Raw genomic sequence first — 13089 nt, 5'->3', positions numbered from 1 at the left:
TCGGTTTCGTTCATGAGCCTGTTTCCTGCTTCTGCATGGCCCTTACCGCGGAGCCCGGAGCAGGAGCCACCTGCAGAACCTTTGACAGCACCTCGTCCTTCGGACCGAAGGCGCGCTGGCGGCCACCCTCCATCATCAGCACCTTGTCGACGACGCTGATCGCGCTCGGCCGGTGCGCGACGACGATCGCGATGCCGCCGCGCTCGCGAACCGAGACGATGGCCCTGACCACAGCTGCCTCGCCCTCGGCGTCGAGGTTGGCGTTTGGCTCATCCATCACGACGAGGAAGGGATTGCCATACAGCGCGCGGGCGATGCCGATACGCTGGCGCTGACCGGCCGACAGGGCGGAGCCGCCTTCGCCGATGCGGGTCTCATAGCCCTTCTCGAAGGAAAGGATCAATTCGTGGGCGCCTGCCGCTTTCGCCGCCGCCACGATCGCCTTCGGATCGGGATCGTCCTCGAAGCGGGCGATGTTCTCGGCGATGGTGCCATCGAACAGTTCCACACCCTGCGGCAGATAACCGACATGGTGGCCAAGCGCCTCGTTGTCCCAATGGTCGAGGCTGGCCCCGTCGAGGCGGACATTCCCGGCCGCCGGCCCCCATGCCCCAACCAGCACCCGCACGAGGCTCGACTTGCCCGAGCCCGACGGCCCGATGATGCCGAGTGCGGTTCCGCGCTCCATGACAAAGCCGACGCCGGCGACATTCGGCTTGCGTTCGCCCGGAGGAACAATGGTCAGCGCTTCGGCGCGCAGTTCCCGCATCGGCTTCGGCAGCGGCATGACCGGCGGTTGTTCCGGCACCTTCTTCAGCATCTCCTGTAGCCGGGTCCAGCTCTGCTGCGCCATCAGGAAGGGCTTCCAGTTGGCGATAGCGAGATCGACCGGGGCAAGCGCACGGCCCATCATGATCGAGGCGGCGGTCATCACGCCGGGCGTCGCTGCTTGATTGATGACCAGCCATGCGCCAACGCCGAGGATCGTCGATTGCAGGATGACGCGCAGCGCCTTGGAAAGGCCACCAAGGCCTCCCGTGACATCGCCCGCCCGGCGGTTCGCCGTCAGGTAGTCGGAATTGGTTTTCTGCCAACGCGAGCCAATCCGGCGCGAAAGACCCATCGCATGGACGACCTCGGCATTGCGGCGTGCGGCTTCCATGAGCCCGTTACGTGCCATGTTATGGGTCGTCGCCTCCTTGATTGCCTTTTGCGAAAGGAGGTTCGTCAGCAGCGTCAGCGAGACCAGCACGATCGCTCCGGCAAGCGCCGTCATGCCGAGCCAGAAATGGAAGATGAAGCAGATGCCGAGATAGAGCGGGATCCACGGAAAGTCGAAGAGCGCCGTGGGGCCGGCGCCGGACAGGAAGCCGCGCACGCTATCGAGATCGCGCAACGGCTGCAGGCCGTCGCCGGGCATACGGGCGATGAGCGGTAGGCGCGTGACCGCCACATGCACCCGGTCCGAAAGATCCCGGTCGAAGCGCTCGCCGATGCGCAGCAGGATGCGCGAGCGCAGGATCTCGAGTGCTGCCTGAAAACCGTAAAGCCCGAGCGCAAGAACACCGAGGCCGACCAGCGTCGGAACGCTTCCGCTCGCCAGAACCCGGTCGTAGATCTGCAGCATGAACAGCGGCGCGGTCAGTGCCAGCAAGTTGATGACGAAGCTCGCGGCAACAAGACCGCCGAAAACACTCAGGTTCATGAAAGCAAACATGATACTTCTTCTTTCATAGTACCGCAGGCGGCTTTTACCGTGCTTTCCTCATGCCAATCGAGGAGGAGGTCGACTGTGGAGCTCGCCACCGCGATGAAACTGCCGCGGTGGCGGCACGGCCGGAAAGCTGGCCGTCGTTTTTTTGGTCAGAGGATGAAATCCGAAGCCGTCAAGCCCAGGTTTGTGCCTGTCAAGACGATCGTCATTTCGTCGCTGTTCGCATCGCCATTGGTATCGAAGTGAAGGATCGTGTTGCCGCCGCTTTCCGTGTACCAGGCACTGTGGGCCGTCTTCGTCGTTCCACCCCAGGCGAACGCTTGATCGCCCTGGGTGCTGGGGTTGGCCGTGTACGCGTCGAGCCCGCTCACATCGATCTTGTCAAATCCATGGTGGAAGTCATGGATCGTGTCAGGGGTGCCGGAAGTGCTGTCGCCCGCGGAGGCAAACACAAATGTGTCATTGCCGGAGCCACCCCAAAGATCATCCTGCTCGCTGCTGCCATTGAGCGTGTCGTTGCCGGATCCCCCGTACAACGTGTCAGAGCCTTGGCTTCCAGTCAGCGTGTCGTTACCTGCTTGGCCGTATAGCTTATCGACCCCGCTGTTGCCATTCAGCGTGTCGTTACCTGCTTGGCCATAAAGGGTGTCACCACCGTTGCCGCCACTGATTGTATTGTCAGCTGCGTCTCCAACCTTAATATCGACACCGTTGGTCTCACCCCAGTTTGTAGTTGTCGCGGTCGCCGTATCCGTATCGTGGTCATTGCTGGTATCGCTGTCGGTTTCGATCACGTCGATGATACCGAGATGGAAGCTGTGCGAGGCATCCGGTGTGCCGCCAACCGTGGCATCATTCACGTTCACAGTCACGTCGTAGCTGGCCTTCGCTTCGAAGTCCGCGCCACCGTTGAAGTACAGCGCGCCATTCGAGATCGTGAATGACCCAACGTCACTTCCAGACAGCGACAATACGTTGTTCCCCGAGTCGACATCCGTTACCGCGATATCGGCAACTTTGATCATGTCCCCATTTTCAGGCGTCGACGTCACTGTGTTCGACAACTCAACCGCCGTCGGCGCGTCGTTGACTGCTGTCAGCGTGAAGCTCTGCGTCGCCGGGGCGCTGCCGCCATGGCCGTCGGTGACGGTATAGCTGAGGCTGACCGGGCCGTTGTAGTTGGCGGCCGGCGTGAAGGTCCAGGTGCCGTCGCCGTTGTCGGCGAGCGCGCCATGGTTGGCCGTCAGGCCGGAAACCGACAGCTGATCGCCGTCGACATCGGTGAAGCCGGCGAGCAGGTCAGCGGCGCTGAAGGTGTAGGCGGTGTCTTCGGTTCCTGCCGCAAGCGTCGCCGCATTGCCGCTGAGGACCGGCGCGTCGTTGACCGCCGCCAGCGTGAAGCTCTGCGTCGCCGGGGCGCTGCCGCCATGGCCGTCGGTGACGGTGTAGCTGAGGCTGACCGGGCCGTTGTAGTTGGCGGCCGGCGTGAAGGTCCAGGTGCCGTCGCCGTTGTCGGCGAGCGCGCCATGGTTGGCCGTCAGGCCGGAAACCGACAGCTGATCGCCGTCGACATCGGTGAAGCCGGCGAGCAGGTCAGCGGCGCTGAAGGTGTAGGCGGTGTCTTCGGTTCCTGCCGCAAGCGTCGCCGCATTGCCGCTGAGGACCGGCGCATCGTTGACCGCCGCCAGCGTGAAGCTCTGCGTCGCCGGGACGCTGCCGCCATGGCCGTCGGTGACGGTGTAGCTGAGGCTGACCGGGCCGTTGTAGTTGGCGGCCGGCGTGAAGGTCCAGGTGCCGTCGCCGTTGTCGGCGAGCGCGCCATGGTTGGCCGTCAGGCCGGAAACCGACAGCTGATCGCCGTCGACATCGGTGAAGCCGGCGAGCAGGTCAGCGGCGCTGAAGGTGTAGGCGGTGTCTTCGGTTCCTGCCGCAAGCGTCGCCGCATTGCCGCTGAGGACCGGCGCGTCGTTGACCGCCGCCAGCGTGAAGCTCTGCGTCGCCGGGACGCTGCCGCCATGGCCGTCGGTGACGGTGTAGCTGAGGCTGACCGGGCCGTTGTAGTTGGCGGCCGGCGTGAAGGTCCAGGTGCCGTCGCCGTTGTCGGCGAGCGCGCCATGGTTGGCCGTCAGGCCGGAAACCGACAGCTGATCGCCGTCGACATCGGTGAAGCCGGCGAGCAGGTCAGCGGCGCTGAAGGTGTAGGCGGTGTCTTCGGTTCCTGCCGCAAGCGTCGCCGCATTGCCGCTGAGGACCGGCGCGTCGTTGACCGCCGCCAGCGTGAAGCTCTGCGTCGCCGGGACGCTGCCGCCATGGCCGTCGGTGACGGTGTAGCTGAGGCTGACCGGGCCGTTGTAGTTGGCGGCCGGCGTGAAGGTCCAGGTGCCGTCGCCGTTGTCGGCGAGCGCGCCATGGTTGGCCGTCAGGCCGGAAACCGACAGCTGATCGCCGTCGACATCGGTGAAGCCGGCGAGCAGGTCAGCGGCGCTGAAGGTGTAGGCGGTGTCTTCGGTTCCTGCCGCAAGCGTCGCCGCATTGCCGCTGAGGACCGGCGCGTCGTTGACCGCCGCCAGCGTGAAGCTCTGCGTCGCCGGGACGCTGCCGCCATGGCCGTCGGTGACGGTGTAGCTGAGGCTGACCGGGCCGTTGTAGTTGGCGGCCGGCGTGAAGGTCCAGGTGCCGTCGCCGTTGTCGGCGAGCGCGCCATGGTTGGCCGTCAGGCCGGAAACCGACAGCTGATCGCCGTCGACATCGGTGAAGCCGGCGAGCAGGTCAGCGGCGCTGAAGGTGTAGGCGGTGTCTTCGGTTCCTGCCGCAAGCGTCGCCGCATTGCCGCTGAGGACCGGCGCGTCGTTGACCGCCGCCAGCGTGAAGCTCTGCGTCGCCGGGACGCTGCCGCCATGGCCGTCGGTGACGGTGTAGCTGAGGCTGACCGGGCCGTTGTAGTTGGCGGCCGGCGTGAAGGTCCAGGTGCCGTCGCCGTTGTCGGCGAGCGCGCCATGGTTGGCCGTCAGGCCGGAAACCGACAGCTGATCGCCGTCGACATCGGTGAAGCCGGCGAGCAGGTCAGCGGCGCTGAAGGTGTAGGCGGTGTCTTCGGTTCCTGCCGCAAGCGTCGCCGCATTGCCGCTGAGGACCGGCGCGTCGTTGACCGCCGCCAGCGTGAAGCTCTGCGTCGCCGGGACGCTGCCGCCATGGCCGTCGGTGACGGTGTAGCTGAGGCTGACCGGGCCGTTGTAGTTGGCGGCCGGCGTGAAGGTCCAGGTGCCGTCGCCGTTGTCGGCCAGCGCGCCATGGTTGGCCGTCAGGCCGGAGACCGACAGCTGATCGCCGTCGACATCGGTGAAGCCGGCGAGCAGGTCAGCGGCGCTGAAGGTGTAGGCGGTGTCTTCGGTTCCTGCCGCCAGCGTCGCCGCATTGCCGCTGAGGACCGGCGCGTCGTTGACCGCCGCCAGCGTAAAGCTCTGCGTCGCCGGGACGCTGCCACCATGGCCGTCGGTGACGGTGTAGCTGAGGCTGACCGGGCCGTTGTAGTTGGCGGCCGGCGTGAAGGTCCAGGTGCCGTCGCCGTTGTCGGCGAGCGCGCCATGGTTGGCCGTCAGGCCGGAGACCGACAGCTGATCGCCGTCGACATCGGTGAAGCCGGCGAGCAGGTCAGCGGCGCTGAAGGTGTAGGCGGTATCTTCGGTTCCTGCCGCCAGTGTCGCCGCATTGGCGCTGAGGACCGGAGTATCGTTGACGCCGTTGATCACAACCGTCAGCGTGCCGACGCTGAGAGTGCCGTTCGACATCTTGATCGTGTACTGGATTGTGTCCTTGAACGCTTCTCCGGCATCGAGCGCGTTGATCTGTGCGCTTAGACTGGCTGCGTCATAGTGGATCTTGTTGTCACTACCGATCCAGAATGTTGCTCCCTTCTGGCTGGTTTGGCTGTAGCTAATGCCCACGCCGTCCTGGATCAGCAGGTCCTTGTTGTAGTCGACAAACGCCTTGTTGGTGACGGTGATCGCTGCCCCTCCGTCGTCGTTCTTGACGCCGTCATCCACCGAATAGATCGTCGTCTTCGCTCCGCCGCCGCTTGCGGCCAGGACGTCGAACGTGAACTGAAGGCTGCCATCCTCGGTGCCGGATTGTGTCAGATCGGCCGCCGCGCCTGAATTCGAAAACGTGACGGTCGTGCCTGAAACTGTCGTAGTCGCCATTACAAATTCCCCCCAGTGTTCCTGCGAACGACAGAAGTGTTCGCCCCCATTAGTTATTGTTGATGCCGGCGCGCTCGCCCCGTCGCCGACGAAATTGCGGAATAAACATGCCACATTAGGACGTTATATTATGTTTTCACAAATAGTAAGCCATACAATACATATAATGTCATCAGCTATACAATAGAGTTAAGTTATCAATGAATATAATGATTCACTAATACATGTAATTGTTAGCGCCGGCATCCCCGGCACTGTGCTTCACCCGCAGGATTACGGCGATCGAAGTAGCCCAACAGAGGGCCACTCGTCCGCACAACAGTCATGTCACTGCAGTCACGACGTCGGCCTCTGCTCGATGACTTACGCACCACTTCGTGCAACTTGATCGGGAACGAGGGCATGCGCTTCCTGATGAATTTAAAGATGATAAAAAGAATCATGTTATATTGACACGGCATTTCTGACCCCCTACGTTCCGCCGCATTGTGTGACGTGGGGATAAGCAGAGATGCGGGTTTATTTCAGCATTTATAATAACTTCATCCAATTCTATAGGCATAGGTTATATATTACGAGAGCGCTGGTCTTGAGCTGCATGGTCGCGTTGCCCGCGCAGGCGCAGACTGTTTCGAGCGAAGCCAATCCAACGGAGCTGAAACCCATCGTCGTTGAGGGCGCGACAGCCTCTGATAGCAAGACGGACCGGATTTCCGTCGCGGCCAAGAACAGCGCCGCCGCCACCAAAATCAACACGCCGCTGGTTGAGACGCCGCGCTCGGTCTCTGTCATCACGCAGAAGGAAATCGACGAGCGCGGCGCGCAAAGCGTCATCGAAGCCGTTCGGTATTCCGCCGGGGTCACGACCGGGGCGAACGGGTTCGATCCGCGCTTCGACCAGATCTTCATTCGCGGCTTCAACGTGACGACGATCGGTGATTATCGTGACGGGTTGCGTCAGCCCTTCATCAACTACGGCATGTTCCGTACAGATCCCTACCAGCTGCAGCGTATCGAGGTGATCAAGGGCCCGGTATCGGTCCTTTACGGTTCGGGATCACCAGGCGGCCTCGTCAACAAGGTATCGAAGTTCCCGACCGAGGAAACGATCCACGAGGTCGGTATCTCCTACGGCACCAAGAATCTGGCCGCGGCGACGTTCGACTTCAGCGGGCCGGTCAGCGAAACGAACGATGATTTTCTCTATCGTATCGTTGGTCTTGCGCGCCGTGGCGACACCAATTTCGATATTGCAGACGATCGCTACTTCTTTGCACCGTCGCTTACCTGGAAGCCGGATGAGAACACCTCCCTTACGGTCTACGGCCTGGCGCAATCGGACGAAACAGATTCCAACGTCGGTGCGGTTACCACAGAGGATGGAAGAATTCTCGATATCAGGCAGAGCGACCCCGACTACGACTATCAGAAGGTCCGCCAGCAGCAGGTCGGCTACCAGTTCGAGCACGAATTCGACAATGGCCTGACCTTCCGGCAGAACCTGCGCTATTCGCATCTCGATCTCAGGGCGCGCTACCTTGGCATCTCGAGCTGGACCGGCACGGTTGCCCACCGCAACGCCAGTTCCATCCGCGACGAATTGAACGTCTTCCAGGTCGACAACCAGCTCGAGGCAAAATTCGACACTGGTGCTCTCGCACACACGATGCTGTTCGGTGTCGATTTTACCAATCTCAATTCCAATTGGGGCTATGGCATCGGGGCGGTCGATCCGGCGTTCGACTTCGATATTGCCAATCCGACTTATGGCGTTTCGGGAGCAACGCCTGCCTATAACTTCATTGTCGCCGACGCCGACATGCGCCAGGTCGGCGTTTACGCCCTGGATCAGATCGAGGCTGGCAATTGGCGCTTCAATCTCGGCGGTCGCCAGACGTGGGTGGAGCAGACGCGCGACACCACATACCCCTCTTTCGGGTTGAACACTTCGGAAGACGTCAGCAAGCATGCCTTTTCCGTGCAGGGCGGCGCGCTTTATCTCTTCGACAACGGGATTGCGCCGTTCGTCTCTTACGCAACCTCGTTCGACCCGGTTACCAACCGGTCTGCTTCCGGCGAAATCCTTGAGCCGACGAAGGGCGAACAGTACGAGCTCGGCGTGAAGTATCAGCCGCCCGGCTCCGACATATTGCTGTCGGCCGTCGCCTATCACATCGTTGAAAAGAACAAGCCGGTTCTCGTCGACCCGCTAACGCTTGCCTATGCCTCGCTCGGCGAGGTGACCGGGAAGGGCATTGAGCTTGAAGCCCGTGCTGCGGTTTCCGACGGCCTCGATCTGATCGCGGCATATACCTACAACCACTCGGAAGTGACCGAAGGCGACAACAAGGGCAATACGCCGGCGGTCACACCGGCGCATGTTGCAAGCCTTTGGGCAAATTATACCTTCCAGGAAGCAACTGCCTTCAATGGCCTGTCGGTCGGTGCTGGCCTACGCTATGTCGGCAAGAACTGGACGGATACGGCCAATACCTCGAAGAATGCCTCGAGTTTCTATCTCGACGCGGCCCTGGCCTATGATTTTGGGGCAATCGACAAGAAATATGAGGGGCTGACGGCGGCCTTCAATATCCGCAACATCGCTGATCACCGAGACACCGTCTGCGAGGAGGGCTTTTGCTATCTTGGCCAGGGCCGGAACATGACGGCGACGCTGAAATATCGTTGGTGATCGATGGCAGCGAAAACAGACGAGCCGTCTAAGCTCCAGGACCTGATCGCCAATCGCCTCGTTGCCCCCGGGCCCGTCGATCTCGACGGGTTCGTGGGCGATGGCCCGTTTTCCTATTGCCGCGGAAAATTGCTCCTAACAGCACCGCAGACAGGTAGAGTGATCCGCTGCACCGATCTTTGTGATGCAAGTGTCTTTGATGAGGTTATCGCGCGATATGCCGGCAAGTTTCCCGGCAGCGACCGACGCGCGATCGTCTCGATGTGGACGCTCTATTATTTCAGCGTCCTGACGGTCGCTCCAAGCGTTCATATGTTCGTCAACGGGATCGGACTGCCGTTGGCCATCGATCGCCTTTCACTCGTCTGTGACGAAGAGACCTGCGAGCCGGAAGCCTTCGTCATGTTCGGGCGTCCCGCCACCACCGCCAATCCGGCCGACGATCTCTACCAGTTGATGGTCAGCCATATCGAACCCGTTATAGCGGCGATTGCGGCGAACGGGGCTCTGGCGCCGAAACTCTTATGGAACAATGTCGCAGCCTATCTTTCATGGATCCTCAAGGAGATAGCGCACCGCAAGCAGCGTCTTCTCGTCGAGGGGGGTCTTTCGCTGCTTGACGAGCCGTCATGGCCAGACGGTCGCCGCAATCCGATGTTCGGGATGATCCGCACCGCCAGACAGCAGTGCGGCCTGGAGTTCGCCCAACGGAAGGTTTGTTGCCTGAGGTACAACCTCCCAGGCGTTGGCGGTTGCGGCGAGGCATGCCCATTGCCAGACGGACGCCACTAGGCGACCGGACGCATTCTATCCGCATTTCGCCAAGACCGCGCCCTGGCGAGGGCGAAGCCGCTGTCCGACAGTCAGCGATGACGACGTCGGCTGCGACCGTCGAGCGAGCCTCGCAATTGCAGCGCTGCGTCGTCGTTCGACGAACCGCGGCTTGCTTGCGTTATCTCAATGAGGTCAACAGCGATCTTGTTACTGTCGCGACACTTTCGATCCGCCGCAGAAAGTAACCGGTGAAGCAACGCGGTGGCAGGAGTCTTCTTATGGGTTCGTTTAGCGCCTGGCACTGGCTGATTGTGCTCGTAATCGTATTGCTTCTGTTCGGAAAAGGAAAAATCCCCGAGCTGATGGGAGACCTGGCTCAGGGAATTAGACAGTTCAAAAAGGGCGTTGAAGACGAACGCGAAGGATGACAAACGGCGAAAGCCGGCTGAGATCGCTAGCCGGCCGGTCTTCTTCGTAGAGCCGCCAAAGTCTCCACAAGCTGTCCCGCAAACTGCTGTGCGAGATCGCGGGTCGGTTCGTCCCTTGAAAGCTCGGCTTGTCCAAGATGATGATCGAGCAAGAGTTCGGCCAATGCCGTTGCCTGAAGGTCTGGCTGCGTCGGCGAACGCTCAATCTGGATTGTTTGATCTCCCGCCATTGCCGCCCGTTCCAAGCCCTGCTGCGCGAACGCCAACAACTGATTTGAACGGGTCGGTTGGTGCTTCGCCAGCGCTTTGAGGTGGATTTCGAGCCGACGCTCGAGCTCGCGTATTGGAACGGTCTGCCGGGCATCTGATTTCTTTCGCATGTGGAAGGCTGCGCGCCGCTCGCGGCGGAGCGTCGATACGTGCCCCAATTCCTCGCGCGCCATACGCTCTGCCGCTTTGGCAATGTCCGAGGTTGGCGCATGCGCGGATACATAAGTCCAGAAGAGGAAAGCCCGCTCTTCGTTCCTGACGGCAACCGAAAAGGCCCTGTATGCGGACAGCAGATCGGGATCGGTGAGGTTCATTCCCTCGTCGTCGAACAGTTCGTCCGATTGGCCGCCGGTAGCGCTCCTTGGCACGCCGACTTCAGTCGACCATTGATCTACGGAAGCGAGATGCTCGCGTTCCTCGGCGGCCAGTCTTTCGAAGACGGCAACGAGTTCTGGCTTGCCCGACCGACGCATATGTTCGCGTAATGCCTCATATCCGGCGACCGCCTCCATTTCCATGTCTCTCGCCGTTGCCAGCAATTCCGGCAATGAATTGATTGCACTTGGCTCCTTCGTCAGTCTCGTCATCGTGCTACCCGGTTCCTTCATTGTTGCCGGTAACCGGAATATCAGAAAGAAGATTTTTGAGTTTGACGCTCGTCAAAGAGCGCTTCTCGACCAGCGCCTAATATCGCCGCGTACTTCGAAAAACGGGTGGACGCGCGCACAATATGATATCGAATTCGAGATCCTGGCTCCGAGCATGCCTGCGCGCGCTTGTCGTGGTGTCGGTCACCGTATTCTCGGCTGCGGCCTGTAGCGCAGCCGACCAACTTGCGACTTATCTCCAAAAAGTCCAACCGGGCGAACTCTTCCAGGGAGCCGAAAGCTTTGGGCCTCCACAAGGTGAGCCGCCAATTGCGCCAGTGATGAGGGCCGGCGAGGTTCTCGGATACGCCTATCTGAATTCCGACTTTACCGCGTCGACCGGCTACTCTGGCAAACCTATTCACATCGTGGTCGGAATATCGCGCGAAGGGATTATTCGCGGCATCAAACTCGTCGACCACAAGGAGCCGATCGTTCTGATCGGCATTCCCCAGGCCCGCGTTGTCGCGGCATTGAACTCGATCATCGGCAAGGACCTCAGTCGTGTGGCCGCCGGTCTTGATCGCCCGCCTCAGGTCGATATCGTCAGTGGCGCGACCGTGACCGTGCTGGTCATGGGGGACAGCGTGATCAGGTCGGCGGTCAAGCTTATCCGCTCGCATCGGCTTGATAGCCAAAACACTGTTCAAGCGCCTCAGATCGCCGAGGTGAAGCATGTCGACGAGACGAAGGTCGGGATAAAGGACTGGCAGTCTCTCCTGGGCGACGGGTCGATCCGAAGCCTGCGTCTGTCGGTCGGGGAGGTCTCCGAAGCGTTTCGGGCTGCCAAGCAGGATGCGGCCGCAAACAACCCGGAGGTGACGCCGGAGACAGAGCGCTTCATCGATCTTTACGTCGCGCCCGCAAGCGTGCCCATCATTGGACGCAGTCTCCTGGGCGAGACGCTTTACGAGCGTCTGCGCAAGCAATTGAAACCTGATCAATCCGCGGTGCTGGTCGCAGGCGACGGCGCCTATTCCTTCAAGGGCTCCGGATACGTCAGAGGCGGAATTTTCGATCGTATCGAGCTTCTGCAGGACGGCCAGGGCATCAGGTTCCACGATCATGACCACACCCGCATTCCTTCGCTCGCGGCGGCAGGTGCCCCCAAACTCAGAGAAATCGCGCTTTTCGTCGTGCCCAAGGATTTCACCTTCGATGTGACGGAGCCCTTTGAACTCCAGCTGCTTGTCCAGCGCAGCACCGGCGCGCAGAAGGCGGTGTTGCCCTACAACCTCGGCTACACGCTTCCCGACACCTATGTGAAGATCGATCGCGTCAGCCAAGCGGTTCCCGTAGCGGCTCCTGCCGCGCCGGTTGAGGCCTCTTCCGACATGCCGGAAAGCAATGGCGAACCTCAGCTTTGGATGAAAATCTGGGACGGTAGCCGCATCAAGATCGCGATCACGATGGCTGCCATTCTCATCCTTACCGCGATTTTCTTCTTCCAGGATTGGCTGGTGCGCCGGCCCAAGCTGTTCGGATATGTCCGCACGGGGTTTCTCCTGTTCACGCTCGTCTGGCTCGGCTGGTATGCAAATGCGCAGCTCTCCGTCGTAAACGTGCTGACCTTCGCAAACGCCGTCATTTCGGGTTTCAATTGGCAGTTCTTCCTGGCCGCGCCATTGATCTTCCTGCTTTGGGCTGCGGGTGCAGCGGCGTTGCTCTTCTGGGGCAGGGGACCTTTCTGCGGATGGCTGTGCCCCTTCGGCGCGCTGCAGGAGCTCACCAACGGCGCAGCCAGGAAGCTTGGCGTCCCTCAGATAAAGCTGCCGTGGGGTCTGCATGAGCGCCTCTGGCCGGTGAAGTACATCATCTTCCTCGCCCTCTTCGGTCTCTCATTCTACTCGATGGCGCTGGCGGAGACATTTTCAGAGGTTGAACCATTCAAGACGGCGATCATTCTCAAGTTCGCTCGTCAGTGGCCATTCGTGCTCTTTGCCCTGTCCTTGCTCGGTGCGGGCCTCTTCATCGAACGCTTCTACTGCCGCTACCTCTGCCCCTTGGGAGCCGCCCTGGCGATCCCGGGACGGATCCGGATGTTCGAATGGCTGAAGCGGTGGCCCGAATGCGGCTCTCCTTGCCAACGCTGCGCCAAGGAGTGTCCCGTCCAGGCGATCCATCCTGAGGGGCAAATCAACGTCAACGAATGCATCTACTGCATGCACTGCCAGGAACTTTACCAGGACGACCAGCGCTGTCCGCACATGATCCAGGTGCGTCTGAAGCGAGAGAAATTCATGGCGCTGTCAACGCCGGAATCAAGGGGCGAAACGCCTGCGAAAAAGCCGAAGGTCGAAGTCACCTACAGGGGTATTCCCATCACGAAAGCAGAGGCCGCGCCGGACCAAACGGCGTGACATGT

The 13089-nt window shown here is 61.0% G+C and carries 7 protein-coding genes; 4 read left to right on the top strand and 3 right to left on the bottom strand.

Annotated elements, in window-relative coordinates; genetic code table 11:
- Window positions 1-10 precede the first annotated feature (10 nt).
- On the bottom strand, window positions 11-1717 hold the full coding sequence (locus tag NBG89_RS27980) for a type I secretion system permease/ATPase (RefSeq protein WP_431323530.1): 1707 nt from the start codon (window positions 1715-1717) through the stop codon (window positions 11-13).
- 146 nt (window positions 1718-1863) lie between these two features.
- The gene (locus NBG89_RS27975; RefSeq protein ID WP_431323529.1) at window positions 1864-5913 is read right to left on the bottom strand and encodes a cadherin-like domain-containing protein; all 4050 of its coding nucleotides are present in this window, start codon (window positions 5911-5913) and stop codon (window positions 1864-1866) included.
- A 511-nt stretch (window positions 5914-6424) separates the two neighbouring features.
- Between NBG89_RS27975 and NBG89_RS27970 the strand changes: the two genes are divergently transcribed.
- The 3 genes from NBG89_RS27970 (at window position 6425) to NBG89_RS27960 (ending at window position 9807) form a co-directional block, all read left to right on the top strand.
- Complete coding sequence (locus NBG89_RS27970; RefSeq protein WP_431323528.1) at window positions 6425-8605, top strand: TonB-dependent siderophore receptor; 2181 nt, start codon at window positions 6425-6427, stop codon at window positions 8603-8605.
- 3 nt (window positions 8606-8608) lie between these two features.
- The gene (fhuF, locus tag NBG89_RS27965; RefSeq protein WP_431323527.1) at window positions 8609-9397 is read left to right on the top strand and encodes a siderophore-iron reductase FhuF; all 789 of its coding nucleotides are present in this window, start codon (window positions 8609-8611) and stop codon (window positions 9395-9397) included.
- 260 nt (window positions 9398-9657) lie between these two features.
- Window positions 9658-9807: a twin-arginine translocase TatA/TatE family subunit gene (locus NBG89_RS27960; RefSeq protein ID WP_431323526.1), complete on the top strand. Its 150-nt coding sequence runs from the start codon at window positions 9658-9660 to the stop codon at window positions 9805-9807.
- Between the two features lie 26 nt (window positions 9808-9833).
- Here NBG89_RS27960 and NBG89_RS27955 read toward each other — a convergent pair whose 3' ends face one another.
- Window positions 9834-10664: a ferritin-like domain-containing protein gene (locus NBG89_RS27955; RefSeq protein WP_431323525.1), complete on the bottom strand. Its 831-nt coding sequence runs from the start codon at window positions 10662-10664 to the stop codon at window positions 9834-9836.
- A 143-nt stretch (window positions 10665-10807) separates the two neighbouring features.
- Between NBG89_RS27955 and NBG89_RS27950 the strand changes: the two genes are divergently transcribed.
- Window positions 10808-13084 (top strand): 4Fe-4S binding protein, encoded by a 2277-nt coding sequence (locus tag NBG89_RS27950; protein WP_431323524.1) that lies wholly within the window; start codon window positions 10808-10810, stop codon window positions 13082-13084.
- Window positions 13085-13089: the final 5 nt, after the last annotated feature.

The sequence above is a fragment of the Rhizobium sp. YTU87027 genome, from assembly GCF_050644135.1.
In the GTDB taxonomy this organism is placed as follows: domain Bacteria; phylum Pseudomonadota; class Alphaproteobacteria; order Rhizobiales; family Rhizobiaceae; genus Rhizobium.
This window is presented reverse-complemented; position numbering and strand designations above follow the sequence as displayed.